We start from the raw sequence: 24,877 nt of genomic DNA on the forward strand, positions 1-24,877 counted from the left end.
TGCCCGAGGATTACATGGAGGTTCGGATAGGCGCACCGCCCCGGTTCGTTCACTGGCCTGGCAAGGCTCAAGCCTTTGAATCCAATCGGGGGCGGCACGTTTCGTCAGGCTCTATTGGCCGGCGCGGTTGCGATATTCGACCGGATGCCAGGAGAACGAGTCCGGGCCTTCAGCACGAATGTAGCCGACGCCAGGGAAGGGAAGATGCGGCGCGGCGACGAGTTCGCGTCGCGCGGCAAAATCTGAGAAGGTTTCCTTCCGCACGGCCGCGGCGTCCCGTGGATTGACGTCGTAGACGATTGTTACATTCGGATCGGGAAACTGGACCGCTGCGACATGGATCACATCACCGATGAAAGTCATGGATCGGCCCTTGCTCGTGACGGTGAAGAAGGCGCTGCCTGGCGTGTGGCCTGGATGTAAGGAGGTCGCGATGCCGGGCAAGATCGTGTCGCCGTCGCCGAATGTCTTCGCCTTCCCCAGCTTTTCATAGACACCAATCGTCTTGGCCGCCTCGTCGAAATACTGATCCGCATAGCCTGTCTTCCGGGCATTGGAGGGATCGAGGAAGAATTTCAGGTCCGGAGCGCTCACATGGACCGTGGCGTTGGGGAATGCGGGTCGACCGTTGCGCACCAGGCCGCCCGTATGGTCCGTGTGAATATGCGTGATGAGAACGTCCGTCACGTCACCGGCCTTCACGCCGACGCCGGAAAGGCTGTCGAGGAGCTTGCCGCCATTCCCCGGTCCGAAGAGGTCGCCGGAGCCGGTGTCGACAAGGATGGTGCGCGTCCCGTCCTGGATCAGAAAGGCGTTGATCGATGCCTCGACGGGGTTTGCGAGGAATTCCTTGTCGAGGAGATCGTCGGTATGGGCGTGGGATGTTCCGATCAGGAGCTTATAGAGATCCTGCGGGACGGTGCCATCCGAAAGGGCTGTGATCCGCAAATCACCAAAAGGAAAGGAGTAGCCGTCGGTGACCTGCTGGTAGCTCGCCGTCGCCGGTGCGTTGTCGACTGCGAAGGCGGGTGCAGAACCCGCGGTCAGAAGGACCACGGCGGTCGAGAAGAGTAGGGTTCTTGCAGTTGTCATGTTCTTTCATTCCTGCTTTTTTGGACGTTGAAATCCGTCGCCGGACAGATGGTCGGCGAGGAGCGACAAAGAGTGAGCGAGTGGCCTGGATTGCGGGCCGGAGCGTCAGTGGCGAGACAACAAGCTGGCTTGCGGCCGCTCAACTGATGCTTGAACTGAACGACGCTCGAAGATGTCGATCGGCTCGACGTCTAGAGCGAGATCCAGCTCTCGGCGGCCGTTCTTGCGGCCGACCCAAAAGTGCCATTCTCCGACGTCGAGGACCAATCGCAATGGATCATGTGACCTATCGCTTTGCCTGATGGCTGCATTCCGCCTCAGGCCTTGTCAAGCGCCGCTTCAGCCACCATGGACCGCAGCCAGCGATGCGCGGGGTCCGCCGCCATCTTCGGATGCCAGAAGTATTTCAATGCGAACCTGCCGAGGGCGAGTGGTGGTTCGAAAAGGTCAAGGCTGTGGGTGAAGCGTTGGAGCAACCGCCTCGGCAGCGTGCACAGGCAGTCGGTCGTCGCCACGAGGAGAGGAGCGAGCGCATAACTTTGAACGGACACCGTCACTCTGCGGCTTCGACCGTGCTCAGCCAGGGCTCCGTCAATAATCCCCGAAAACATGCCCCCGTTTGACGAAATCAACAGATGGTCAAGCGAACAGAATTCATCGAGGGACAACGGTCCGGTTCCGCGGGGATGACCGATCCGCTGGGCGGTTACCAGTTCGTCGTCGAACAGGCTGCGGCCAATCAGATCCTGGGGCGCATCATCCGGTGCGCCGATGTAGAGATCGAGGTCGCCATGCTCCAACAGCTCGCCGATCCTGCTCCTGTCGGGAAAGATGAACGCGATCCTGAGGCCGGGCGCCCGATCATGAATAAGAGGAAGCAGGTCGGGAGCGAGGATTGCCGCAGGATTGTCCGAAGCTGCGATCCTGAATGTGCGATCGCTCGATGCGGGATCGAAGAGATGGGCCCTCTGCGCGAATTGCTTCAAGCGCTCGAGAAGTTGCTCCAATTCCGGCTTCATTGCCAGGGCATGCGGCGTCGCCGTTACGCCCCGTCCAGTCGACGCCGGAAGAAACAGCGGGTCATTGAGGATCTGCCGAAGCTTGTTCAACCGACCGGACAAGGCAGATTGGGTAATATTTAGCCTTGCGGCCGCATGCGTGACGTTTTCGTCGCGCAGCAGCGCGTCGAGCGTGAGCAAAAGATTGATTTCCAGATCGCCCACACGATGCGCCAAGTCCAACGTCCTGATTTTGATCCGACCAATGTCAAAGTAACGGATTCCGCAGCGTTTTTCCAAGGCGAAGTCAAAGCCAGTCCGGCTGGCGACCGTATTGGGTACCAGGACGCCTTCTCCAGGCATCGGCCGTTTGGCAGCATTTCACGTTCCGATAGTGGAAGCCAGTCACCACCTTCCGGATTGTAGCTTATGCTCATTTCAAGCTGTCATGAACAGCGGTGACGTCCAAATGCGGGATTGATCCCTCTGTCTCGCTGTCAGGAAAAGAGGGTGTTCGCGGCCCTGGCTCAATTTTAGTCCCGACAGCGGTATCTCGCCTGAGAGATCGCGTGGAAGGGGACGATCGGTGACACGCTCCAACAGAAGTCTAAGCTCGACGCCCGGAAGATCGACCGAGATGGAGCCCTTTGCGATCAGCTCGTTTCCGCATGCCTCTAGCAACACCTCGGGAGCATGGACATGTGGCGGCGGCTGAAGCGGATCGCCGATCTTGCTGTATCTCCCGTTCGCTCAGGCCGGCGGCCAGCTTCTCTTCCATTTGATCAGCAGGCTTTACGAGCGGACGTCGGTCATCGTCACGACCAACCTAGCCTTCGGAGAATGGCCCGCTGTGTTCGGCGACGCCAAGATGACCGCCGCTCTTCTCGACAGGCTCACCCACCATTGCGAGATCCTGGAAACCGGAAATGAATCCTGGCGCTTCAAAAACCGCTCTCAAAGCTAAAGCCGAAAAGACAACCAACCCGCGCCCGCAGGCCCCTGCGCTAAATGAAAAGCTCCGGGCCTACGCGCGCTGACCCTATGCAACCAGAGGCAGGGGTCACTTTTGGGAGCCGATAAGGGGTCCCGTTACCAAGCCGATTGACACATTCTCCCGCAACAGCGCCTGATCGATGCCTTCAGGGCGCGCGAGCTGCCGATCGTGTTTTTAAAGTGGATAGGCGTCGAAAACGACCCTTACCAGCGTATGCAAGACAAGTTCACCTGGGCGCGGGGACTTGCCGAGGACATCAAAGGATGCCGGCCCGGTCATCTCCGTCACTATGCCGATATCGATGCAGTACGGGACTGCTGTGCAATCATCGACGAACTCGCACCCAACGACAATGAAATCCAGCTAATGAAGCGCGGCTATGGTGGTTTCCTTGGAACCGGGCTCGACGCGATGCTACGGGAATTTAAGATCGACGGCGTTGTCATAACGGGTGTCATGGCCGAATGCTGTGTCGAAGACACGGCCCGACAAGCCTATCAGCTGCATTACCCGGCAGTGGTGATCACAGATGGCGTGGCCACGTATGATCCGCGCGCGACTGAAACGATGCTGGACGTTGTCGACAAAAACTTCGGATGGGTTGCTGAAAGCCACGCAGTCATAGACTGGTTAAAGGATGTGGCCGTTTAGCTGCGAGAGAACGATCTCACCAGATCGAACAGATCAACGGGCTCATCATTACCTTGCAGACCAACCTGCTGGCCTCAACGCCAACATCCAAGGCGGCGCGGAGGGTGAATCGGCGGTGATCGCGGCGGAAATCCGTAAGTGTGTTTCGGCGTGCAAATTTTGGATGCTGATTGACAGACAGCCTTGCAGGCCCACCATGGCGGGTCTGCAATTTCGCTGGCTACCGAGCTGGGATGACATGGCGGTGGGTCCGGGCAACGCTCGACGGTACGCGGACATACTGGGCGACGCTGAGATCGTGGTCGTAGTCGCCGAGATGGAACTGCAGGCCGTTCAGGATGCGCTCGCAGGCTTCGACGATTTTCTTGCGGTCCTTGATCGGGTTGCTGTGAAAGAGTTCGTTGCGCGTGTCCTTGATGATCCGCATCGTATCGACGAAGAGGGTCTTAGTGAAAGTAAAGCCGAGGGCGGCGTCCGGCGCGAACATGTCGCGGACAAGCGGCCAGTCCCCCTGCATGATCGCCCACAGATCACCCAGTGTAAGGCAGTAGTAAAACTCGTCACTCTTGTCATTGCCTGCAAGGCTGGCTTGCTGCTGGTTGGTCATGGTGTCGAAGACCCGCCACACTGCCTTGACGAAGGCAGGGTTGACGGTCGTTCCCAGGATGCTCGAGAAGGCGGCATAGGTCTGTCCATGCTGCCAAGCATTGCGGATCAAGGTCCACCAGTCCATCCGCCCGAAGCGCTCTTCCAGGTAATCGGCCAGAACCGACCGTAAGGCGTTTTCGACGGCAAACACGAAGGGATAGATTGCCGAGAATTCCTTGACCTTGCGGGTATAGATCCTGTGGATCACGAGCCTCTGGTCATGTATGGGTATCTGCTGCAGGGCCTGGACCTGTACCCCTTCGCGGATGGTGTCGCGCAGCAGCGTGGGGTTGAGGGTGCGCATGTCTACCCTGAAGTGGTCCACCTGCTGAGGGGTGGGGACGAAGGTCAGGTATTCACCGAGGAGCTGTGATGTCGGCACATGCCGCTTGGTGATGCTGGACACCTGGTCCCCCCTTGCAATGCGAGTCTCTTGTCCCTATAACATAGTAACTCGCTGAGTGGTGGCACAATGGTGTTGCGAGCCCATGGCCTTACCATGGCACTTGGAGAGTCTAAACGGAATTTGGCTGGGCGTGGTCTTCACCGACTGCGCCCTTAGTCATTGTGGGCTAGTAGTAGAGGGAGTGTCCCTATCCTGGCGGTGGCATCTGTGAAGCGTCCCTCATGCTGCCCACATAGCGGTCGCCTAGGCTCCGCCCGAAGCCCAAGGTCTTCCCCATCCGGGTCACGATCGATGGCAGTCAGTGCTCGGAAAGCAGGACTGGTTTTCCAAGCTTGTCCTGCAGCCTGTCGAGATGGCGGTTCAGCCGGCGAATGAGGGCACTCTCGACAGCTTCTAGCGCACGTCTAAAGCCCTCGACTTCAGCAGCGACGTAGTGACCAGATGCTTGATGAGGAACGCGCCTTTCGGCGCCGAATATTCACCCAGCGAGCTCCCTCTAAAGGGCGCTGTTTATTTGGTCTTGGAAGCGACAGCCAGGCGATCATCGTAGAGAATATGGCCCCCCCGTCGGACGTAGAGCTTAGTGACCGAGTCATTCATTTCTCCGGAATGATTGACGAAGGTCGCTTTGGCCTTTTTCCTCATCAGCTGGTCCGCAACAATCCATGAAGTCTGGGCTGTCCGCCCGCAGGTGAGAAAATAGCTGTGATCATCCGTAAATATCTCCAATGCCTGACATGTGATCAGGTCCACACGCTGCGCATAGCTATTGGCGATGCAAAGCGACAGCCGCATCATTTCGCGTGTAGGAACTGCGGAGAGGAACTTGAGGTCGTGCTTACCCTTGGGACCGGAAGTCGCGAAGGGGCTTTTTCGTGTTCCGAAAACGCTGAATTTTGCGACGAAGATGCCAAGGCCCTTACTGTTAATCTGGACCCCAACTTTGTAATTCCAAAAGATCAGGCAAATTCGCCGCTTTCCTTTCCCCGGCTTGAGCAAATGAGGACGATGGTCAAGGCGATCGAGGCGCGCGGTATATCGCTCGATCAAATGGCCGGCGCCTCGCGCGGACGAGGACTGTCGTTTCCGACAGAGTGGACGCATCTGAGAAAAGCGATCGGACTTGAAACAAGGGGCAAGTCGAAGCTTTCAAGGCGCGAGATCGAAACTACTGGTGAGCTATTTTACGAAGGCGAAAGGCTCGACGGTCTGGACGATTGGGTTATCCGGTTTCTGCGGAGGCTCGTCGGCCCCGACAATTCCGAGATATTCGAAAAAATTAGCAAAGAGGTCGAACGCATTGTGGCAGCCAAGGATGCGAGCGGCCTGATGGAACACTACTTCGCAGACCTCAGAGCTACCAGGCGAGACGCATACTTCGCGATCCTGACAGACTTCTTCCGGAACTATTCTGAATTTTCTCAGGTGCTGTACCAAGTCCGACTTGGCGCCCGAGCGCCAGAAGACGCGGCCGCTGGCTCGACGAATTTCGAGAGTGTGAAGACCTTCTATGGGGATGCCTTTGAGACCTTCGCAGGTCTGGTGGAGCTTTTCACCATGCTCAACAACCTGGATGCCGGGCGAGAATACGGCCAGGGAGAACGGCTGACCTTGAAGAAATATCGGGAACTCGACAACGCGAGCAAGTTCAATCCCTTCGCCGGCAACGCGGTCTTCACGGACCTCTGCGTCGAAATCGACAACCAAATCCGAAATGCTTCGCACCATCGAGGGATCAAGCTTTCCGCGGATCGTCACACCGTTCTATACCGTGCCGGTAAGGGGGGCACCGGGGAGGAGCAGTCCATGACCTACGTGACCTATCTTGATCGGTGCGCGCGTATCTTTATGCAGATCGTTGTGTTGCTCTGCGTCGAGATCATGATGAACTTTCGCCAGGGACAGGCTCTATTTGGAGGTGACTCCACAAGCTAGTGGGTTCAGCGTCGCAAGGTGCGGCCACTTTCAAATAAACCCCCACGCCCGAAACCTCCCCCTCCCGGTCATCTCCCTCAGGCCGAGCTCCAAAACAATCCGGCGCGCCGCCTGCGGCGTGACCTCGAGCGTCTTGGCGACCATTTTGGCTGACACCAGCGGCCGCGCCATCACCAGCTCAACCAACTCCGGAAGTTTTGAAGACGTCCGGCGACCCTCCAGCTTCCGCTCCATCATTGTTCGCGCCAGAGCCAGCCGGTCATGCTCCTTCATGCCGATCTCGGCGGCCGCGAGGAGCCCGTGTGCGATAGCGAGCAACCGCGTTTCCCGGTCGCGATGCCGGCGGCGATCGACGGGAATGGTTTTGAGGCCTAGATTGACGGCGACGAGATGCGCGCCGCTGGTGATGCCGTCCTGACGCAGGATCGAGGCGGCCAGCAGCCGGCCCAGCCAGGGCGCGTGCTGGAGCACGGAAAGCTCGTTCCAGGCATCCACGGCAACAATGGTCTGCAGCACCGCCGGCAAGTTCTCCGCCTCGCGCAATACGCCGCCCCATTCGATGAGCCTGGAACCCTCGTCCCAGTCGAGATCGTAGACCAACGGATCTTTTTCCGCGCCAGTCCGGCCGGTCCGCTTCGCGTTCTCGATCGCCGCGTCCGATCGGGCGAGCAGCGCATCGATGGCGGCATAGTCGAGGCCGGGGAGATTTTCGGCGACGTCGTCGTCATCCCCCTCCCCTTCCCGATCGATCGCGACTGCGGGCCGAATGGCATCGGCGGTCGTCGCCTCGTCCGTGTCGGGCTGCGTGATCTCCGCGGTTTTTCGCAGCGTGCGAATGCCGTCGTTCGACAGCGCCCAGCCGGGTTCCTGCGCCGCGATCCGCCGGCGGGTGCGCAGGACGTCGCGAGCAATTGTCAGTTCGTGGGTGGGCGTGCGAATATCGCGGGTAGCGTCGTGGAGGACGAGGTCTTCGAGATGCACGAGTTCGCCGTCGATCCACAGCGAGGCGCAGGCATCGGTGAATTGGGATCGTTCGATCCATCCCTGGCCGACGGGAGAACGGGCGATGCGCTCGTCCAGACGGGTGAGCGCGAGACCGGCGTCGAAAGCCGGCCGCATCAGGGCTGTCATGCTGATTCTCGCGAGATCGTAAGCCATTGAAATTATGGTAAATGATTTATGAAACGAACTCTATACAAATATTACAGTTCCTCACATAGTATGGTCGTGGGCTGGTGTTCTAACCATCGATAAGTACCTCTTATCGGACGTGAAACGTACAGATGGATTGTACGCGCCGGTTTGCGGTGCTATCGTGCAGTTCGAGAGGCAAAATCGGAACGCAGGATGCCCCAGACCACCTACAAGATCAGCGAAGCGCGGAAAAATTTCGCCGCGGTGCTCGAGCGCGCCAACCAGGGCGAAGAAATCATCATCATGCGGGGCAGTGAGATCTATGCCCGCATCGGCCCGGCCGATGGCGGCAAGCGCCCCTTTGGCTTGCTGCGCCAGCGCGGCCTGCCCGACGACCTGTTCGATGAGGTCGATGCTGAGCAGGCAGCAATCGACGCCGGCGACTGGACTAACGATGTCGGCGTCTGGCGGGGTGATCCATCCGACCGTGTGCCCAAGGCATGAAGGTTCTACTCGACAGCCACGCCGTCTACTGGTGGACGATCGGCAGTGAACGGCTTTCGACGACGGCCCGATCGCTGATTGAGGACAAGGCCAACACCGTCCTCGTCAGCGCCGTCTCCTTCTACGAACTCGACAACAAGATGCGGCTGAAGAAGCTCGACTTGAAGCCGCAGGAACTACGCGCTGCCGTCGCGGCCAGTGGCTTGCAGACGCTTGCCGTCACCGATCTGCACGCCGAACTGGCGGCGAGTTTTGATTGGGATCACCGCGACCCCTGGGACCGCATTCTCGCCGCCCAGACGCGGCTGGAACATTGCTCATTCGCGTCGCTCGACATCGCCTTCGATGCGGTGCTGCACGAACGGGTCTGGTAGAGAGATCGCCAGTGATGGTGATATTCGCCGATGTCGAGGAAGCCGCCGAACGCCTGGAGGAATTGATCGAATTGGCCCTTCGCCAGGACGAAGTGTATATGTCCCGAGACGGACGGCCGGTCGCGTTGCTGACTGGGTTTTGGCGCAGCGATGCGCTCGTCTCAGGCGAGAACGCGCAGAACCTTTCTGAGGCAGAAGCCCCGATTGCGTGATCTCACGTCAATCCACGACGACAACCATGACGCCCGGGGACGTCCGCAGTGACTGTCGCCTCCGTCGATCGCCGCGCCGAGGAGCTCGACACGATCGCCGCCGTGCTGCCGACCGAGCGCCGCGAAGAGCTCGCCGATCAGGATGTCGACACGCTCCGCCACCCGGTCAATGAAGGCATGGGCGTCAATACCCTGCGGACTTCCGACCTCGCCTATCTGCAGGCCCGGTCGATGGCCACCGCCGGCCAACCCCTGCCCTAGCCGGCGACCGAGGCGCTGCTTCTAAAATTCGTCGCCCATCACCTCTAGAAAAACCGGATTTATCCTTGCCAATGTTCGACTGAAAAGAGGAGACTAGCATGTCCCTTACCATCGGCTCACCAACGTCATTCCAGTGAAAGACGATGAGTTGCCGTTGCGCGAATATCCATAATTCGCAGCCATGTCCGATACACGCAGCAAACGACGCGCGGGCAATCCATTTTGCGCCGGAACTTGCAAGTTTTAACAAAGGCTTAAGCTTCCTGGATACATCTCGCATTAGTATTTTTTCATGTTCAGTGCGACGGTGATTTTTTTGAAGTCAGCTCTTTCATTTTCATTAGGTCGATGCTTCCGCACCCTTCGCGATCTTAGAAGGGACCGAACCGGTAACGTTGCGATCGTCGTTGCCCTCAGCCTGGTGCCGATGCTCGTCGCGGTCGGCGCGAGCTTTGACTATATTCGCAGCTACAATGTCCGGCAGAAGATGCAGAGCGACCTTGATGCCGCTCTGATCGCCGCGGTCAAGCAGATCAACAACACCGAGGACACCGACGCCCTCAAGGAGAAGGTCTCCGACTGGTTCCATGCGCAGGTGGAAAACACCTACACGCTTGGCGAAATCGACATCGATACCGCCAATCATAACATCACGGCGACGGCAAGCGGCACCGTACCGACGACGTTCATGAAGATCGCCAATATCGATACCGTCCCCGTCAGCGTGGGAAGCGCCGTCAAGGGGCCGGCGACCTCCTATCTCAACGTCTACATCGTCATCGACACCTCTCCGTCGATGCTCCTGGCTGCAACGACCTCAGGTCAGTCGACGATGTATTCCGGCATTGGCTGTCAGTTCGCCTGCCACACGGGTGATGCGCACACCGTCGGCAAGAAAACATACGCCAACAACTATGAATACAGCACAGCGAAGAACATAAAACTGCGCGCCGATGTCGCCGGCGACGCCGTCAAGGACGTGCTTTCCCTCATCGATACGTCCGACAGCAATCATGAACGGATCAAGGTCGGATTGTATAGCCTCGGCGATACGCTGACGGAAGTTCTCGCCCCGACATTGAGCACGGACACGGCGCGCACCCGTCTCGCGGACAAAAGTTATGGCCTCACCAGCGCGACCTCCACGGCCGCCACCTATTTCGACGTCTCGCTGGCAACGCTCAAGCAGAAAGTCGGCACCGGGGGGGACGGGACCACTTCGGGGACGCCGCTCAAGCTGGTTTTGCTGTTGACGGATGGCGTCCAGTCAAAGCGCGAATGGGTGACCGACAGCGTGGTGTGGAAGAGCGGGAAGGCTATATCCGGAGCATACTGGAATAAGGTCGCGCCGCTCAATCCCGATTGGTGCGGCTATCTCAAGAATCAATCCAATACCATGGCAGTGCTCTACACCGAATACCTGCCGATCACCTCGGACTGGGGTTACAATGCAACTGTCGGCTCGACCATGGCGAGCGCCAACTGGAAGAATACCTGGGGCGGCACCATGGACAGCGGCGTGTCGACCAGCATCACGAGGCGGGATTACATCCCCTATGCACTGGCTGACTGCGCGTCGTCCAAGAGCCTGTTCCTGTCAGCCTCGTCGTCCACCGAGATCACGGCAGGCCTGTCGACGCTCTTCACGCAATATCTCTCTTCCGTGCGGCTGACCCAATGAGGCGCGGAAACCGGTTCGCACCGCTGCGCCGCCTGATCGGCGACCGGAAGGGGGCTGCTGCGATCGAATTTGCGATCCTGGCCCTGCCGCTCTTCATCATCCTCTTCGGCATTATCGAAGTATCGCTGATGTTTTTCGTCAATTCCGCGCTTGATGCTTCGGTGCACAAGATCTCCCGAATGATCCGCACCGGCGAGGTGGCGTCCTCGAAGATTACACTGGCCGGTTTCAAGGCCAAGATATGCGACGACATGCTTCTGTCGTTCGACTGCTCCAGCGGTCTCGTCGTCAAGGTGAACGTGCTTTCCGACATGTCGTCCGCAGCCCACACCGATCCGATCGACGACAGCGGTAATCTCACGGTCACCGAGACTTATGATATCGGCAACGGCAGCGACTACATCCTGGTTCAGGCGTTCATGCCATGGACGGCCGTCGTCAGTTTCTTCAACCTGTCGAGCGCCAAGCTTTCCGACGGCCGTTATCTCCTTGGATCTTCCGCTCTGTTCCGCAACGAGCCATTCTGACATGACGATGAAACGAAGCCTGTCCCTTTTCCGGTTCGCGCGGTCCGGCATCCGTTATTTTGTGCGCGACCGGTCGGCTGCTTCGGGCGTCGAATTCGCGCTCGTGCTGCCGATCCTGGTGATGCTGTTGTTCGGCACCGCCGATCTCGGCCATGCGCTGACGGTCAGCCGCAAGATAGACGAAATCGCCTCCTCCACAGGCGATATGATTGCCCAGCAGAGTTCCTGGACGAAGTCCGACGTCGCCAAGCTTCTTTCGGGCGCCAGCTTCATCCTGCAGCCCTATGACACCACCGAACTGACGATCACTGTCGCGGTCAACGATGTCAGCGCGAGCGGCAGCGCGACCGTCAACTGGTCCGCCGCGCTCAACACCTCAGCGGTGAACTCCGGCACGGCGAGCGCGGTCACAATCCCCTCCAATATCCAGGAAACTGGCGTGCAGATCGTGCTGACCCGGGTTCAATATACGTTGACGACACCGGTCTCCGCGTTTTTCTCAAACTTCACTGGACAGAACGGCTACAGCTTCGACCGATATTTCTTCAATCGTCCGCGCGTGAGTGACACGATCACTTACAAGTAAGCCGAAGAACGCCCGCCGGATCGCCAACCAATGCGGCATACGCTCGGACCGGTTGTCGCCGGGCCGACAATGGTGCATTGCTGCGGCCGATGAGAGCGTCAAGGATCATGAAATGACATCAGAAAGGTTAGCGGCAACATTGGGCGGTTGCCGGTTACGGTGGCGATCGCTCTGGTGGCCGCACTCTGTTTGCATGGCCCTGTCGGTGCGGCAGCGGGAGATCGGCAGTGGTTGCAAGATCCGGGCAGCCACTGCAAATTCATCGCACCAGCCTCCTTGACCAGCGGCCCGACGTTCTGGATCGGCGCCTGCATCAACGGGAAGGCATCAGGCGAGGGGATGCTGCGCCGCCGGGACGGCGAGCGGGCCGGCCCCGCCTTTTTCGGCCGGATGAAGGAAGGGGTCCCAGAAATCGGCGTCGTCGATCTGGCTGACGGATTTAGGGCCGGCCGTTTCAGCGGCGACGACATCGGCGGGCAAGCGGAGTCCGATCCGCAGGACAGGATCAATGCCTTCCGTATCGCGGCCGAGGCGGCGCGGCAGGTCAGCGCCCAATATGTCGCCGAGAAGAACCCCGGATCCGCCCGCCACTACGAAGAGCTTGCCAAGACATTGGAGCTGCAGACCGATTGAAACGGTGTCCGCACGAGGTTGCGCCTCTCAGCCGCCGAGCCTGACGATGCCGTATGGATTGAACTTGTATTCGTCCACTTCATAAGTGGAATTGAAGGAGAGGCTTGCCCGGCGCGCCTTCAGCGTCGATTCGAGCCCCTGCTCGGCGATCTCGTCGGCGACTGCATCCATGATGGCGACAATCTGCCGTTCGCTGCCTTCTGTGTCAGGCACATAGACATCCGGCAGCCCGACAAGATGGAAGCCGACGCTTTCGAGATACCCCCGCACAGAGAGCGGCCGCTTCGCAAAGGCCAGCCGGCCGATCCGCTGCTCGGTGAGCCTGTCGGCGGATTTCTGCGCCTCGGCTCCCTGCCGGATCAGTTCTCTCCATCGATCGAGCCCATGGGCGATCCCGGCGCTTTCACCCTTCACGGCAACCGCTCCCGCGCCGATCAACCGTTCGACGAGGCGGAGCGCCAGCATCGAAACCGTCACCGTTTCCGCCTGCTTCATGCTCGTCCCAAGGATGTAGAGCACCGATCGATGATCGGCGACGGCTTTCTCATCCGCCGGATCCCAGGCATCGGGTTCGACCCGATCCCAGCAGACGTCGAATGACCGGCTCATGCGATCATCAGGCTCGGCCTGCGAATAATCCTCGTCGATGCTGAAACCGGTGGCGAAGTCACGGATTGCCTGCGATGCCGCATCGGACAGGCGGCTCAGGTCGGGGTCCCGCCCGAGAAAACACAGGACATGCCGAGGCGTCACCGACGATGCCTCGGCCTGCATCGTTTGCTTGCCGGAATCCGAGCCGGCTTCCTTGGCAGATGCCGGCCTCCAGCCGATCAGGGCCCAGAATGTCCCTAACAGCGCGCGACGCATGAGATTCACGATCGATGCCTTTCCTCCGGTCGAATGTTTTGAGCTGCCTCAGCCTTGTAAACATCCGAAATCCGAAACGAAAGACGTCACCAGACGATGCCGCCGCGCGCCGATGTTCAGGCCCAGATATCGCCTGGGGTGAACCCTTCCGTGAAGGGATCGTCATTGTCGAGAACGAGGGTATTCAGACCGGAGATCCAGCTCGTGCCGGTCAGCGTCGGGACAACGGCGGATTTGTCGCCGATCCTGGCCTCTTCGACCAGCCTGCCTGTATAGATATTGCCCAGAATGCCCTGGTGCCGGAAATCCTGGTTGAGCGGCAATTCGCCCTTCGCATGCAGAACCGCCATCTTCGCGCAGGTGCCGGTGCCGCAGGGGCAGCGATCGAGCGCTCCCGTCCAGGTAGCGGGATCGTCCCAGGACAGACCACCCGTTGCCATCGTCACCGTATTTTTCCAGTCGGCGTTCGGATCGTCCGTCGGTCCCGACAGCTGTGAGATCGTAATGCCGACGCCGGGGTAATGCGGATGGGCAACCGGCAACTGTTCGATGGCCGCCTGGCGGATCATCGCGGAAACGCGCGCGATCTCCCGCCCATGTGCGGGGATCAGCTCAAGGCCTTTGAACTGCCTGACATCGGCGATGACATAGAACATGCCGCCCCAGCCGACATCGACGGTGACCTTTCCGAGATGCGGCACATCGATGACTGCATCGAGATGGGCGGCAAATGCGGGGACGTTCTTGAAGGTCACGTTCTTGGCCCTGCCGTTGCTGCATTCCGCCGTGACGCGGATCAGGCCGGCGGGCGCCTCGAGTACCAGCTCGGTGACGGGCTCCTTCATCGGCAGCATGCCCATTTCCAAAAGCACCGTCACCACCGAGATGGTATTGCCGCCGGACATCATCGGATATTCGATTTGCTCGAGGATGATATAGCCGGCATCGGCTTCCGGGTGACAGGGCGGCACGATGATGTTGCAGCAATGGGCGGGATAGCCGCGCGGCTCGCGCAGCATCAGCTTGCGCAGCTGATCGTCGTTGCTCTCCAGCCATTTCATCTTCTCATAGACGGAATTGCCGGGAATATGCGGAATGCCGCCCGTGATCACGCGCATCGGCGTGCCTGCGTGCGTATCGACCGCGTGGATCGTTCTTTTGAATCCCATACTTGTTCTCCTCCATCGTTGCGAAATTGCCGTCTTCGTCAGACAGCGGCCTGCAACTGGGCCATCTCTTTGTAATATCGTATACGATATCCTTTATCCGAAGCCGCGAACCTGTCAATCACCAACGTCATGCTTGTTGACACTAATGTACATTATTCCTTTCGGCGTCTCGCGACTGTTGCTAAGGAACTCCATGGGCCGGAACACCGACCGGCCGAGAACCGGGCCGCGCCGGATGTCTTCAAAGCATCGGCGGTCAAGGAAACACGAGAACGGAGATTTCAGATGTCTGATGAGGTCGTGCTCAATCTGGCGGAAGCCGAGGCCCTGGCAATACGGGCCTGCCTGGCAGCCGGCGCAACGGAAGCCACCGCCCGATCCCTCGTAGACGCTACCTTGTCCGCCGCACTCTACGGACCTGCGACACTCGGGTTTCCGCACATGGTGGATTACCTCAACAGCTTTCGCGAGGGCCGCATCAACGGCGGCGCTGAACCAAGCTGCACGCGTCCTTATCCCGCCTTCTTCGTCGCGGATGCCGATCGCGGCATCGCCCAGCTCGGTTTCGATCGCGTCTTCGACGAACTCGTCGCGGTCACGCGCAATTTCGGGGTCGCCGTGTTTACGCAGAAGAACAGCTATACCGCGGGAGAACTGGGCTACTATGTTCGCAGGCTTGCCGGCGAAGGAATCGTCGGCATCGCCGCGACCAACGCCAATGCCATGGTGGTCGCCAAAGCCGGCGGCCCAGCCGTTTACAGCACGAACCCGATGGCCTTAGGCTTTCCGCTGGGAGAAGGATCGCTACCTCTCATCATCGACCAGGCTTCCAGCGCCACCGCCTATGTCAATATCGTCGCCGCCGCAGCCGAGGGACGCGCCATCCCGGCCGGATGGGCCGTCGACGAAGCCGGTAACGACACCCAGGATGCGGCAAGAGCGCTTGGCGGAGCGCTGCTTCCTTTCGGCGGACGCAAGGGCGCCAATGTGGCGCTGATGGTGGAAATGCTGTCGGCCGGCCTCTCCGGCGGCCCGTGGTCATTGGACACGCCGTCGTTCAGAGAGGGAAGCGACAGCCCTGCCGTGGGATTGACCGTCGTGGCGATGATGCCGGGGTGCACCGACGATGGCCTTGTCGAGCGCGCGCGCCGCCAGGCCGACCGCCTTCAGCAACACGGCGTGTTCATGCCCGGCGTCAGCGGCATCGAATATCCAAGGCCGGCGACGGAAAGCCTGAAAGTGCCGCGCGCCGTCTTCGAGGCTGTCGTAAAGATCGCCGGCACCTGACTTTTCCCGCGATCGATGGGATGACGCTCAACGGGGCTTCTTTTCCGGAAGATGTTCGAGAAGCGATTGGCAGGCGCTCATGATGTGGGCGTAGAGCAGACCTGCCGCCTTTTCCTCATCGCGCGCTCGGCACGCTTCGAGGATCTGGCGATGTTCGCGATCCGCCGTCTGCTTGCCATGCGACAGGGTCAACTGTACCCGGAGATAGCGTTCCAGCCGGTCGTGGACGGAACGGATGGTGGTTACGAGAAATGGCCGTTGCGCATCCTCGTAAAGGCAGCTGTGGAATCGGCAGTTCAATTCCGACCACCGTGCGACATCGGTTTCCCCTGCGAAGGCGTCGCAATAGCCAAGCGCCTTTTCAAAGGTCTCTTCCGTCATATGAGGGATCGAGAGTTTGATGGCGTTCGATTCCAAGATCGCGCGCACCTCGAAGATCTGGACAATCTCAGGCTCCGAAACGCTCGTGACGATCGCGCCCTTGTTGCGGTGGAACTCCACCAGACCTTCCGCCTCCAGCCGCTTGAGCGCTTCCCGCACGGGGATCTTGCTGACGTTGAACAGCCTGGCGACATCGTCCTGACGGATCGGCTCGCCTTCATCCAGCGATCCATCCGCAATGGAATCGCGGATGAACTTCAGGATGACATCCGAGGCTGTGGGGGCCTTCCCGAGATTTGTCACCTGAGCGGTGTTGAAAGGCATTCCCCGAGCTCCTTGTTTCCGGGACGAAGATCCTGCTTGGGATATCGTAGACGATCTCATTCCTCAAGATCGATCAGCTTTTTCACGCCGCGGCTTGCGCTCCCGTAATCTCTGGATCCAGCCGCCGGTTTTGCGTTCACCGAGAAATTACCGTGCGAGCCGATGGGGCGGCCCTTTCGACCGCTATTTCTGCTGACCGCAAGCCCAGTCGTGACCTCGCGACCCGTCGTGCCGAACAGGCGGGAGATCTCGTCGAAAGCCTGCGTCACCAAAGGTGATGATGATAGGCCAGCTGGAGAACGTATTCATCCGCCAGACGTTTCGAGAATTCGGTCAAGTGCGAAGCATAGGCCGCTGCTTCGCCTGCCGGCATGATCAGGCGCTGGGACATGGGCGCGTCGAGAGGCGATCCGGGCGTCATCACGGCGACCTCGCAGTAGATCATTACCTTGCAGTCCATCGCATGGAGAAGGTCGGCATGCCGCGACAGCGGCCATTTCGTCATCGACGCGGCGTTCCGCCAATTCGCCGGAGTGCCACGCTGAAGCCAGCGCCACTGCATGCCGCACATCTTCGGGCAGGAAATCGAGAGAATTCATGCGAACCCCTGTGGCGCGTCAATGCGTTGCGGCAGACGCCCTTGTCTTGGAAATGGTTGGACGGGGAGCGCCGGAGATCGATCTCAGATGCTGTTGAAAGAAACACTTCAGCTCCCTGAAGGTGTCGAAGCCCAACGCATTGGCGACGCGGACCACCGTGGAAGGGGACACCACGCATTCGCCCGCCACGGAACTTATCGTTCCGAAGGCGACGATATCGGGCCGTGCCAGCATCTTGCGCGCCACGCGCTCCTGCTGCTCGGGAAGTCGCAACCCGGCTGCCGTAATCATGCCCTTCAGTTCGGCGACGCTGTTCGGCTTCTGCAATGTCCGCTCGGCGCTCATGGTGTCGGCTCCTTGTTGAGGCGGGATGCGCCGGCTCGGCGGCGCATCCCGGCTTTCATGACAAAAGCACGGGCCGATTCTTCGAAACAGACTCGATGCTGGCGAGCGCGATCATCAACGCGTTGCGCGCATCCATGCCTGTCGGAGCATCCTTGAATTCGCCATTGCGCACGGCGTCGACGAACGCGGCGAGCTGGGCGGTGTACCCCTGGACGAAGTGATCGGTGTCCCGTCGCCACGTATCGTTCGAGACACCGTCCTTGTCGAAGAGGGTCATACTCGACCGCCGGACGTCGCCCATGGTGACCATACCTCCGGATCCGAACACCTCGCCGCGAATGTCATAACCGTAAAGTGCCGAGAAGTTCGCCTCCGCGACGGCGACCGAGCCGTTGTCGAAGCGGATGTTGACCACTGCGGTGTCGATGAAGCCCTTCTCCTTTGCATCCGGGCGGAGGAGCGCGTCGGCCATCGCGAAAACCTCGACCGGCTTGGCGCTGGCATTGAGCCAAAGCAGGGTGTCGAAGTCGTGAATGAGCGTCTCGTAGAAAATGGTCCACTGTGGGATGCGGTCGGGATCTGCGCCGAAGGGGCCTGGATCGCGCGTCAGGGAGCGGATGAGCTGCGGGGCGCCGATCTTGCCGGCGTCGATGGCGGCGCGACCCTCGGCAAAGGCCTGGTCCCAGCGCCGGTTGAACCCGACCTGGAGCGGCACGCCGGCCGAATGGGCCGCGGCAATCGCCCGGTCCGCATCTTCAAGGGTCAGGGCCATCGGCTTCTCGCAGAAGATCGCCTTGCCGGCTTCGGCAGCCTGCACCAGCACATTTGTATGGAACCGCGCGGGGGTGGCGATAACCACCGCATCGAGCCCCGGATGGGCAAGGAGTTCTGATACCTCAGCATATGCGGCGTCCACACCGAGCGTCTCTGCGAGCTTCGCTGCGGTGCCCGGCGCCGGATCTGCGATGGCGACAAGTTCCGCGTCCACCAGCCGGCGGGCGATGGATTGGCCATGGAAGGAGCCGATGCGGCCGGCGCCGATAAGGCCGACGTTGACGGACTTGATCTTGGGCATGGTTCGGGTCCTGTAGGATTGAAACGTCAGAGGGTGAATGCTGAGCGGAAGGCTTCGAGCGCGGCGTCGGAATCGCCGGCAGCCCAGGCTTCCAAGCCGACGGGACCGGCGTAGCCCATCGTCGTCAGCGCTTTGGCGACCCCTTTCCAGTTGACCTCGCCCGTGCCGGGTTCGCAGCGTCCCGGCACGTCGGCGACCTGGATCTCGCCAATCCATGGCAAGCACCTGCGGCACAGCTCGATCAGGTTCCCTTCGCCGATCTGGGCGTGATAGAGATCAAGGTTCAGGCGAAGACGGGGATGGTCGATGCTGGAAACGAGCGCCATCGTGTCCTCCGCGCGCCCGAACGGCACACCTGGGTGGTCGACCGGCAGGTTCAAATTCTCGAGAGTGAAGACGACATTCTCATCCTCCGCCAAGTCGACGATCCTGCGCAACGTGTCGCGCGCCTTCATCCACATCGCCCCCGTGACGACCTCTATCGGCTGAACCGGAAGGCCGCGGTCGCCAAGACCGGTGCCGTGAAGGTTCAGCCGCTGAACGCCGAGGCGCTTGCCGATCTCAGCAGTTTGGCGCGCCGTCCTCAGAAGTTCATCCGCGCCCTCGTCGTCGGTGAGCCGGCCAGTGAGATAGCCGTTCATGATGGTGAAAGTGGCGCCGGTCGCCTCCAGCTTGCGAATGTCATGTTCCGGCCAGTTCCAGAGACCGACGCCGAAACCCAGTTCCTTGAGCCGTGAGGCACGCCATTCGATGGGCCGATCGCGCCAGAGCATTTCGGCGCAAGCCGCCAATGGAAAGGGGGATGAGATGGAATTGCTCATTGCGGGTTCTTCCCTGATCATGGGTATGAGTGTCCGTGGTCCGGCACGCAGGTGCTGGACCGACCTTTTTTGACGAGAGCGTCAAATCGTTCCGCCAAGCTCCTCGGAGATCGACTGAAGTTCCTTTCCTCCTCCAACCGTCCCCTCCACAGGAACGGACAAAACGAATACTACCGGGTGCAAAACGCTTGCTACCGGGTGCAAAGCAGGTGCATCATATGCAGGAATAAGCTAAAAGCAAGCATTCATTTCACCGGAATCAGAAAATGGAATGTTTATTCTATTTTCTTCGGGAGGCGTAATGCGCAAGCGGGCAACGGCAAAACAGGTGGCGGAGGCCGCAGGAGTATCGAAGTGGACGGTCATCAGGGCCTTCACACCCGGCGCGTCCATCACCGAGGAGAGTAAGCGGAAGGTGCTGGAGATGGCAGCCGCGCTCAACTACACGCCGAACCTTTTGGCGCGCAGTCTCGCGACCAACTCGACGCGCCAGGTGGCGGTGTTCGTCGACGATTTTGCCAACCCGCAAAAACTCCCTTTCCTCGAAACCTTGACGGAGCAGCTACAGGCGGCGGGGCTGGTTGCGATGCTCATCAACATCAACAATCACTTCGACCATGTGAACGCGCTGCTCCATGCCGACCAGCGTCAGGTCGACGCCATCATTCTCTTCGGTACCGCGTTCCGCGATGAGACGCTGACCGACCTGCAGCTCGGCCATGGAATGCCTCCCATGTTCGTTCTGGCTCGAGACAGCCAGATCGACGGCGTCCCAGCCGTCGTATGCGACGCCGAACTGGCGCTTCGGGACATCGTCCGTCACCTTTATGAACGAGGCTATCGGCGACCCGGTTTCATGAGTGGGGCCGCCGCTCTCTCGACGGCGCTGAGGCGACGTCAGCATTACCTCGAGTTCTGGGCCCAGCACAGCATCCAAAACATCTCACTTCTTTCCGCAGACAGGTACAGTGCGGACGCGGGTGCGGCGTCCGTCCGGGCATATCTCGCGAGCACGCCGGCGAAAAAGCGGGTGGATGTCCTGATGTGCGAAAACGACATTCTCGCACTGGGAGCAATGGACGAGATTCGCGGAAACTTCGGACTGAAGATTCCCGAGGACATCGCTATCGTCGGCTTCGATAATTACGAACTCGGCGGATCATACGGATACGGACTGACAACCTACGAACAACCCAGGGAAGAGATGGTGCGGGCTGTCGTCAGCATGATTAAGGGCGCCGTCGAACCGGAGACTGTGACGCTGCCGGGCCGGCTCGTCGTCCGAAGTTCGACATAGTCGTCCGGGCGCTATGATACGGCCTGCGCGCCGGTGATCTCCACCAAAGAGCCGCACATGAACGCGGCCTCGTCAGAGGCGAGGAACGCGACGAGGGCCGCGACCTCTTCCGGACGGCCGATGCGGCCGTAGGGAACGAGCCTGTCGAGTTCGGCGATCGTCCGGCCGGAGCGCTTGACGCCGGCTTCGAGCATCGGCGTACGAATTTCGCCGGGGCACACGGCGTTGACGCGCACCTTGTCCGGCGCATAGTCGCGGGCGAGGTTCTGGGTGAAGGCGGCAACGGCCGCCTTCGTGGTGTTGTACGCGATGTGGTTCGGCGCGGGGTAAAGCCCCCATTGCGAGGCCGTGTTGATGATCGCGCCGCCACCGGCGGCGATCATATGCGGCAGGGCCGCGCGGCAGAGATGGAACATCGAATCCAGATTGACCGCGAAACTCAGCTGCCAGTCTTCATCCGAGAGCGCCAGCAGATTGCCGCGCCGGTTGATGCCGGCATTGTTGACCAGCACATCCAGCCGCCCCTTGATCGCAAAGGCTTTTTCGATAAGTTCCACACATTCCGGCTTGCGGGAGATGTCGGCCGCAATGGCGGTCGCCGATCCGCCCGCCGCCTCGATGAGCGACGCGACTTCGCCTGCGGCCTGAGCGTTGGCATCGGTCACCACCACCAGCGCGCCTTCCTCGGCCAACCTCTTCGATATGGCGGAGCCGATGCCACCGCCGCCACCGGTCACGACCGCTACCTTGCCATGAAATCTCTTCATCCCGTTCTCCTATCTGATGTAGCTGCCGCCATTGACGTCGAATGTCGCGCCGTTGACCGATGCCTGCGACGGACGAAGCAGGAAGGCGACCAGCTCGGCGATCTCGCCCGGCTCGGCCATCGCGCCGATCGGAATATCGCCAACCGCCGCCTCCTTGCCGTGCCTTGCCACGAAATCCTCGGCCATATCTGTGCGCACCCATCCCGGCGCGACGGAGACGGCGACCACTCCGTCGCGACCGAAGCTCCTCGCGATCGACTTTGTGAGATTGGTGAGCGCCGCCTTCGTCGCCCCATAAGGCATGGCGTCGGCGGCGTACCCGCGCTGACCGGCGCGGCTGGCCATATTGACGATCCGCCCGCCGTCATGCTGCTTGAAATGCACGAGCGCCTCTTTGCAGAGATCGGCCGCGGCAAAGAAATTCACCTGAAACTCTTTCTGCCAGGCTGCCCGCCAATCGGCCGGATCGGCATCGATCGAAATCTCGTTGCGGACCCCGGCATTGTTGACGACGGCATGGATCCGCCCCGCCGCCGAAAGCGCATCGCCCCAAAGCGCGAAGGCGCCGTCCGGACGGGAGAGGTCGGCCTGAACGATCAGGCCGTTTCCGCCAAGCTTGCAGAGCAGGGCTTCCGCACGTTGCCTGTCGCGGCCGTAATGGATGACCGGTCGCGCGCCTTCGGCCGAAAGGCGCTCGACGATGGCTGCGCCGATTCCGCCGGATGCCCCGGTGACGAGGACAGTCTGGCCGGCCAGAGGTTGAAGGTAAGACATTGCGGGCTCCTATCCGAGCAGGCCGACCTGCGGCCCCCATGTATCAGAGAGCGCAAAGCCCGCGGCGAAGGGATCGTCGTCGGACATACGCAGCTGCTCGCGGCCATAGACATAGGCGCGGCCGGTTATTCTCGGCAACACGGCGCGGCGGCCGCCCACCTCGGTTTCGCCGATCGCCTCCGCCAGAAACTCGCCGCCGATGATCGACCGGGACGTTCTCAAGTCTCCGACCGAGACTTCGCCACGGGCATAGAGCGTCGCCAGATTGGCCGAGCTGCCGGTTCCGCAGGGCGAGCGGTCGACGCGGCCGGGCTGCAGCGTCGTGCAGGTCCTGACCGCCCCGTCAGCCTCGCGCCCGCGGAACATCACATAGGCGATCTCGTTGACGCCGGTTAAAACGGGATGGGCGACAGAGACCTGCCCGGCAAGGAGCGACTTGAGCTCGATGCCGGCCTCTGCCAGCAGCCGGGCATTGGCCGGAGCGATATCGAGGCCGAGCTGGTCGACATCAACAAGCGCGTAATAGACGCCGCCGAAGGCGACATCGACCTTGATGCGGCCCCATTTCGGCGTCTCCACCTCACTGTCGAGCGCCTCGGCAAAACTCGGCACATTGTCGAGGCTGACCGAAAGGCAGCGGCCGTCGCGGCAGGTGGCGCGCGCGACGATCAGGCCGGCGGGCGTGTCCAGCCGCACCACCGTCTCCTGCTCCGACATCGGCACCCGGCCGCTTTCGAGCAGTGCGGTGACGACGCAGATGCAGTTGCTGCCGGACATCGGGTGGGCGCGGTCGGCCTGCAACACGATGAAGCCGGCATCGGCGTCGGCGCGGGTCGGCTCGACCAGCAGGTTCACCGACATGGCAACGTTGGCGCGCGGCTCGAAGGTGACAAAGCGGCGCAGGCTGTCGTCCACCGTGTTGATGTGGTTCATCTTGTCGAGCATGGTCGCGCCCGGTATTTCGGGCGCGCCTGCGACGATAACCTTGCCGATCTCGCCCTGGCAGTGGACCTGCAGCAGGTCGAGGCTGCGGTTCCAGTTCATTCGGCCGCCTCCGGCTTGATGTACCAGCCCCAGGGATCCTCGCCGACGAAGCGGGTGATCTGCTTGGTCTCGAGATAGTTGTCGAGGCCCCAGCGGCCAAGTTCGCGGCCGATGCCGGATTCCTTGTAGCCGCCCCAGGGCGCCTCGGTGAAGGTCGGCTGCGAGCAATTGATCCAGACGATGCCGGCGCGGAAGGCGGCGGCAACGCGCTCGGCCCTGATGTCGTCCTTCGACATGACAGCGGCGGCGAGGCCGAAACGGGAATCATTGGCGAGCTCGATCGCCTCTTCCTCGGTCCTGAACGGCCGGATGCAGACGACAGGCCCGAAGATCTCCTCCACCCAGGCGGCGCTGTCGAGCGGAACATCGGTCAGAACGGTCGGCTGGAGATAATAGCCCTTGTCGAATCCTTCCGGGCGGGCTCCACCGCAGGCGACCGTCGCACCGGCCTGCCGCGCCGCTTCGATCGCGGCAACAACCTGCTCGTGCTGGCGCTTGGAAACCAGCGGCCCAAGGAGAACGCCCTCGTCGAGACCGTTGCCGATCTTGATCTTCTTCGTCTCCTCGATCAGTCGTGCGAGCAGCCGCTCGTAGATGGTGTCCTGCACGAGGACCCGCGACGTTGCCGAGCAGACCTGACCCTGGTTCCAGAAAATGCCGAACATGATCCATTCGACAGCCTTGTCGATATCGGCGTCCTCGAAGACGACGAAGGGCGACTTGCCGCCGAGTTCGAGGCTGACCCGCTTGATGTCGCGGGCGGCCGCCGCCATGATCTTCGAGCCGACCGGCCCCGAGCCGGTAAAGGCGAGCTTGTCGACCTGCTTGTGATCGATGATCGCCTGGCCGGCGACCGACCCGGCGCCGGTCAAGATATTGAGCACGCCGGGCGGCAGCCCAGCTTTGTCGGCAACCACCGCCAGTTCAAGCGCCGTCAGCGATGTCAGCTCGGCGGGCTTCAGCACCACCGTGCAGCCGGCGGCCAGTGCCGGGGCGACTTTCCATGCCGCCATCAGCAGCGGATAGTTCCAGGGGATAATCGCGCCGGCGACACCGAGCGGCTCGCGTACCGCCTTGGAGGTAAAGCGCTGATCGGGAAGCGCGATCGTCTCCTCGGGATTGTTGTCGAGCTGTTCGGCGAGACCCGCGTAGAAATCGAAGCAGCCGGCGGCGTCGGCGACGTCCCAATCGGCCTCGGGGAACGGCTTGCCGTTGTCGAGGACCTCGAGGCGGGCGATCTCGGCCTGGCGGGCGCGGATGCCATCTGCGATGGCCCGGAGATATCGGGCGCGATGGGCGCCCGTCAACTTCGGCCAGCCGTCCTTGTCGAAGGCCCGGCGCGCTGCCTTGACGGCAAGGTCGACATCCTCGGCCGTTGCGGCGCCGATCGTCTGGATCACCTCTTCCGTTGCCGGGTTCGTCACCGTGCAGACGCCGCCCTTGACCGGCTTCACCCACTGTCCATCAATGTAGAGTTCGCTTCGCATGTTC

At 60.8% G+C, this 24,877-nt stretch carries 27 protein-coding genes and 2 pseudogenes; 13 read left to right on the forward strand and 16 right to left on the reverse strand.

What is annotated here, in order from left to right:
• Positions 1-111 precede the first annotated feature (111 nt).
• Both K6N12_RS02485 and K6N12_RS02490 read right to left on the reverse strand, forming a co-directional pair.
• Entirely contained in the window at positions 112-1,092 is a 981-nt protein-coding gene (locus K6N12_RS02485) for an MBL fold metallo-hydrolase (RefSeq protein WP_105008782.1), read from the reverse strand.
• 317 nt (positions 1,093-1,409) lie between these two features.
• Positions 1,410-2,327, reverse strand: a complete 918-nt coding sequence (locus K6N12_RS02490; RefSeq protein ID WP_105009192.1) for a LysR family transcriptional regulator — start codon at positions 2,325-2,327, stop codon at positions 1,410-1,412.
• Positions 2,328-2,826: 499 nt separating this feature from the next.
• Here K6N12_RS02490 and K6N12_RS02495 point away from each other — a divergent pair.
• Together K6N12_RS02495 and K6N12_RS02500 are read left to right on the forward strand one after the other, a co-directional pair.
• Positions 2,827-3,054, forward strand: a pseudogene (locus K6N12_RS02495) (ATP-binding protein); the annotation flags it as partial.
• A gap of 165 nt (positions 3,055-3,219) precedes the next feature.
• Complete coding sequence (locus K6N12_RS02500; RefSeq protein ID WP_343228866.1) at positions 3,220-3,735, forward strand: cysteine hydrolase family protein; 516 nt, start codon at positions 3,220-3,222, stop codon at positions 3,733-3,735.
• 220 nt (positions 3,736-3,955) lie between these two features.
• Here the strand turns inward: K6N12_RS02500 and K6N12_RS02505 are convergent, their stop codons facing one another.
• A complete protein-coding gene (locus tag K6N12_RS02505; protein ID WP_222148677.1) occupies positions 3,956-4,789 on the reverse strand; it encodes a hypothetical protein in 834 nt (277 codons plus the stop codon).
• 510 nt (positions 4,790-5,299) lie between these two features.
• On the reverse strand, positions 5,300-5,839 hold the full coding sequence (locus K6N12_RS02510) for a hypothetical protein (protein WP_222148678.1): 540 nt from the start codon (positions 5,837-5,839) through the stop codon (positions 5,300-5,302).
• On the opposite strand from K6N12_RS02510, the gene K6N12_RS02515 reads away from it, so the two are divergent.
• Complete coding sequence (locus tag K6N12_RS02515) at positions 5,798-6,724, forward strand: hypothetical protein (protein WP_222148679.1); 927 nt, start codon at positions 5,798-5,800, stop codon at positions 6,722-6,724. The genes K6N12_RS02510 and K6N12_RS02515 overlap by 42 nt on opposite strands.
• A gap of 30 nt (positions 6,725-6,754) precedes the next feature.
• Here K6N12_RS02515 and K6N12_RS02520 read toward each other — a convergent pair whose 3' ends face one another.
• Entirely contained in the window at positions 6,755-7,882 is a 1,128-nt protein-coding gene (locus K6N12_RS02520; protein ID WP_222148680.1) for an RHE_PE00001 family protein, read from the reverse strand.
• A 189-nt stretch (positions 7,883-8,071) separates the two neighbouring features.
• Between K6N12_RS02520 and K6N12_RS02525 the strand changes: the two genes are divergently transcribed.
• The 8 genes and pseudogenes from K6N12_RS02525 (at position 8,072) to K6N12_RS02560 (ending at position 12,636) form a co-directional block, all read left to right on the forward strand.
• Positions 8,072-8,362 carry a type II toxin-antitoxin system Phd/YefM family antitoxin gene (locus tag K6N12_RS02525; RefSeq protein WP_222135100.1) on the forward strand — a complete coding sequence of 97 codons (291 nt, stop codon included), beginning with the start codon at positions 8,072-8,074 and terminating at the stop codon, positions 8,360-8,362.
• The gene (locus tag K6N12_RS02530; RefSeq protein WP_222135101.1) at positions 8,359-8,736 is read left to right on the forward strand and encodes a type II toxin-antitoxin system VapC family toxin; all 378 of its coding nucleotides are present in this window, start codon (positions 8,359-8,361) and stop codon (positions 8,734-8,736) included. Before K6N12_RS02525 ends, K6N12_RS02530 begins: the two co-directional genes overlap by 4 nt.
• An 11-nt stretch (positions 8,737-8,747) precedes the next feature.
• Entirely contained in the window at positions 8,748-8,948 is a 201-nt protein-coding gene (locus K6N12_RS02535) for a hypothetical protein (protein ID WP_425517703.1), read from the forward strand.
• A 48-nt stretch (positions 8,949-8,996) separates the two neighbouring features.
• A pseudogene (locus K6N12_RS02540) lies at positions 8,997-9,206 on the forward strand (integrase); the annotation flags it as partial.
• Positions 9,207-9,501: 295 nt separating this feature from the next.
• Complete coding sequence (locus tag K6N12_RS02545; protein WP_222135102.1) at positions 9,502-10,890, forward strand: TadE/TadG family type IV pilus assembly protein; 1,389 nt, start codon at positions 9,502-9,504, stop codon at positions 10,888-10,890.
• Positions 10,887-11,417, forward strand: a complete 531-nt coding sequence (locus tag K6N12_RS02550; RefSeq protein ID WP_097624346.1) for a TadE/TadG family type IV pilus assembly protein — start codon at positions 10,887-10,889, stop codon at positions 11,415-11,417. Before K6N12_RS02545 ends, K6N12_RS02550 begins: the two co-directional genes overlap by 4 nt.
• A gap of 1 nt (position 11,418) precedes the next feature.
• Positions 11,419-12,003, forward strand: a complete 585-nt coding sequence (locus K6N12_RS02555) for a TadE/TadG family type IV pilus assembly protein (RefSeq protein ID WP_131710648.1) — start codon at positions 11,419-11,421, stop codon at positions 12,001-12,003.
• A gap of 159 nt (positions 12,004-12,162) precedes the next feature.
• Positions 12,163-12,636, forward strand: coding sequence for a hypothetical protein (locus tag K6N12_RS02560; protein WP_343228859.1), 474 nt, complete (start codon positions 12,163-12,165; stop codon positions 12,634-12,636).
• Positions 12,637-12,663: 27 nt separating this feature from the next.
• On the opposite strand, the gene K6N12_RS02565 is transcribed toward K6N12_RS02560, so the two are convergent.
• Both K6N12_RS02565 and K6N12_RS02570 read right to left on the reverse strand, forming a co-directional pair.
• Positions 12,664-13,512 carry a hypothetical protein gene (locus K6N12_RS02565; protein WP_131710646.1) on the reverse strand — a complete coding sequence of 283 codons (849 nt, stop codon included), beginning with the start codon at positions 13,510-13,512 and terminating at the stop codon, positions 12,664-12,666.
• A 107-nt stretch (positions 13,513-13,619) separates the two neighbouring features.
• Positions 13,620-14,672, reverse strand: a complete 1,053-nt coding sequence (locus tag K6N12_RS02570) for a proline racemase family protein (protein ID WP_131710645.1) — start codon at positions 14,670-14,672, stop codon at positions 13,620-13,622.
• 285 nt (positions 14,673-14,957) lie between these two features.
• Between K6N12_RS02570 and K6N12_RS02575 the strand changes: the two genes are divergently transcribed.
• Complete coding sequence (locus tag K6N12_RS02575) at positions 14,958-15,959, forward strand: Ldh family oxidoreductase (RefSeq protein ID WP_131710644.1); 1,002 nt, start codon at positions 14,958-14,960, stop codon at positions 15,957-15,959.
• A 27-nt stretch (positions 15,960-15,986) separates the two neighbouring features.
• Here the strand turns inward: K6N12_RS02575 and K6N12_RS02580 are convergent, their stop codons facing one another.
• The 5 genes from K6N12_RS02580 to K6N12_RS02600 all read right to left on the reverse strand — a co-directional run bounded on the left by K6N12_RS02580 (position 15,987) and on the right by K6N12_RS02600 (position 19,504).
• On the reverse strand, positions 15,987-16,664 hold the full coding sequence (locus K6N12_RS02580; protein ID WP_131710643.1) for a GntR family transcriptional regulator: 678 nt from the start codon (positions 16,662-16,664) through the stop codon (positions 15,987-15,989).
• 265 nt (positions 16,665-16,929) lie between these two features.
• Positions 16,930-17,169 carry an IolE/MocC family protein gene (locus tag K6N12_RS33960; RefSeq protein WP_245499981.1) on the reverse strand — a complete coding sequence of 80 codons (240 nt, stop codon included), beginning with the start codon at positions 17,167-17,169 and terminating at the stop codon, positions 16,930-16,932.
• A 112-nt stretch (positions 17,170-17,281) separates the two neighbouring features.
• Positions 17,282-17,608, reverse strand: a complete 327-nt coding sequence (locus tag K6N12_RS02590) for a MurR/RpiR family transcriptional regulator (RefSeq protein WP_097624339.1) — start codon at positions 17,606-17,608, stop codon at positions 17,282-17,284.
• 55 nt (positions 17,609-17,663) lie between these two features.
• Positions 17,664-18,683 (reverse strand): Gfo/Idh/MocA family oxidoreductase, encoded by a 1,020-nt coding sequence (locus tag K6N12_RS02595; RefSeq protein WP_131710642.1) that lies wholly within the window; start codon positions 18,681-18,683, stop codon positions 17,664-17,666.
• Between the two features lie 26 nt (positions 18,684-18,709).
• Entirely contained in the window at positions 18,710-19,504 is a 795-nt protein-coding gene (locus K6N12_RS02600) for a TIM barrel protein (RefSeq protein WP_131710641.1), read from the reverse strand.
• Between the two features lie 301 nt (positions 19,505-19,805).
• Here K6N12_RS02600 and K6N12_RS02605 point away from each other — a divergent pair, with 301 nt between their 5' ends.
• Entirely contained in the window at positions 19,806-20,801 is a 996-nt protein-coding gene (locus tag K6N12_RS02605; protein WP_131710681.1) for a LacI family DNA-binding transcriptional regulator, read from the forward strand.
• Between the two features lie 11 nt (positions 20,802-20,812).
• Here the strand turns inward: K6N12_RS02605 and K6N12_RS02610 are convergent, their stop codons facing one another.
• The 4 genes from K6N12_RS02610 to K6N12_RS02625 are packed head-to-tail and all read right to left on the reverse strand — an operon-like array spanning position 20,813 to position 24,873.
• Positions 20,813-21,568 carry an SDR family NAD(P)-dependent oxidoreductase gene (locus K6N12_RS02610; protein WP_131710640.1) on the reverse strand — a complete coding sequence of 252 codons (756 nt, stop codon included), beginning with the start codon at positions 21,566-21,568 and terminating at the stop codon, positions 20,813-20,815.
• A gap of 9 nt (positions 21,569-21,577) precedes the next feature.
• The gene (locus K6N12_RS02615; protein WP_097624335.1) at positions 21,578-22,342 is read right to left on the reverse strand and encodes an SDR family NAD(P)-dependent oxidoreductase; all 765 of its coding nucleotides are present in this window, start codon (positions 22,340-22,342) and stop codon (positions 21,578-21,580) included.
• A gap of 9 nt (positions 22,343-22,351) precedes the next feature.
• Positions 22,352-23,386, reverse strand: coding sequence for a proline racemase family protein (locus K6N12_RS02620; protein ID WP_131710639.1), 1,035 nt, complete (start codon positions 23,384-23,386; stop codon positions 22,352-22,354).
• Positions 23,383-24,873 (reverse strand): aldehyde dehydrogenase family protein, encoded by a 1,491-nt coding sequence (locus K6N12_RS02625; protein WP_222148681.1) that lies wholly within the window; start codon positions 24,871-24,873, stop codon positions 23,383-23,385. Before K6N12_RS02625 ends, K6N12_RS02620 begins: the two co-directional genes overlap by 4 nt.
• Positions 24,874-24,877 lie beyond the last annotated feature (4 nt).

Source organism: Rhizobium redzepovicii (genome assembly GCF_019793435.1).
GTDB classification, from domain to species: Bacteria; Pseudomonadota; Alphaproteobacteria; order Rhizobiales; family Rhizobiaceae; genus Rhizobium; species Rhizobium redzepovicii.

Excerpts from the sequence above, each read along its gene's own strand:
- K6N12_RS02485 (WP_105008782.1), bottom strand. The coding sequence starts at position 1,092 with ATGACAACTGCAAGAACCCTACTCTTCTCGACCGCCGTGGTCCTTCTG.
- K6N12_RS02515 (WP_222148679.1), top strand. The coding sequence starts at position 5,798 with ATGGTCAAGGCGATCGAGGCGCGCGGTATATCGCTCGATCAAATGGCC.
- K6N12_RS02520 (WP_222148680.1), bottom strand. The coding sequence starts at position 7,882 with ATGGCTTACGATCTCGCGAGAATCAGCATGACAGCCCTGATGCGGCCG.
- K6N12_RS02525 (WP_222135100.1), top strand. The coding sequence starts at position 8,072 with ATGCCCCAGACCACCTACAAGATCAGCGAAGCGCGGAAAAATTTCGCC.
- K6N12_RS02530 (WP_222135101.1), top strand. The coding sequence starts at position 8,359 with ATGAAGGTTCTACTCGACAGCCACGCCGTCTACTGGTGGACGATCGGC.
- K6N12_RS02545 (WP_222135102.1), top strand. The coding sequence starts at position 9,502 with ATGTTCAGTGCGACGGTGATTTTTTTGAAGTCAGCTCTTTCATTTTCA.
- K6N12_RS02550 (WP_097624346.1), top strand. The coding sequence starts at position 10,887 with ATGAGGCGCGGAAACCGGTTCGCACCGCTGCGCCGCCTGATCGGCGAC.
- K6N12_RS02555 (WP_131710648.1), top strand. The coding sequence starts at position 11,419 with ATGACGATGAAACGAAGCCTGTCCCTTTTCCGGTTCGCGCGGTCCGGC.
- K6N12_RS02570 (WP_131710645.1), bottom strand. The coding sequence starts at position 14,672 with ATGGGATTCAAAAGAACGATCCACGCGGTCGATACGCACGCAGGCACG.
- K6N12_RS02575 (WP_131710644.1), top strand. The coding sequence starts at position 14,958 with ATGTCTGATGAGGTCGTGCTCAATCTGGCGGAAGCCGAGGCCCTGGCA.
- K6N12_RS02580 (WP_131710643.1), bottom strand. The coding sequence starts at position 16,664 with ATGCCTTTCAACACCGCTCAGGTGACAAATCTCGGGAAGGCCCCCACA.
- K6N12_RS33960 (WP_245499981.1), bottom strand. The coding sequence starts at position 17,169 with ATGACGAAATGGCCGCTGTCGCGGCATGCCGACCTTCTCCATGCGATG.
- K6N12_RS02590 (WP_097624339.1), bottom strand. The coding sequence starts at position 17,608 with ATGAGCGCCGAGCGGACATTGCAGAAGCCGAACAGCGTCGCCGAACTG.
- K6N12_RS02595 (WP_131710642.1), bottom strand. The coding sequence starts at position 18,683 with ATGCCCAAGATCAAGTCCGTCAACGTCGGCCTTATCGGCGCCGGCCGC.
- K6N12_RS02600 (WP_131710641.1), bottom strand. The coding sequence starts at position 19,504 with ATGAGCAATTCCATCTCATCCCCCTTTCCATTGGCGGCTTGCGCCGAA.
- K6N12_RS02605 (WP_131710681.1), top strand. The coding sequence starts at position 19,806 with ATGCGCAAGCGGGCAACGGCAAAACAGGTGGCGGAGGCCGCAGGAGTA.
- K6N12_RS02610 (WP_131710640.1), bottom strand. The coding sequence starts at position 21,568 with ATGAAGAGATTTCATGGCAAGGTAGCGGTCGTGACCGGTGGCGGCGGT.
- K6N12_RS02615 (WP_097624335.1), bottom strand. The coding sequence starts at position 22,342 with ATGTCTTACCTTCAACCTCTGGCCGGCCAGACTGTCCTCGTCACCGGG.
- K6N12_RS02620 (WP_131710639.1), bottom strand. The coding sequence starts at position 23,386 with ATGAACTGGAACCGCAGCCTCGACCTGCTGCAGGTCCACTGCCAGGGC.
- K6N12_RS02625 (WP_222148681.1), bottom strand. The coding sequence starts at position 24,873 with ATGCGAAGCGAACTCTACATTGATGGACAGTGGGTGAAGCCGGTCAAG.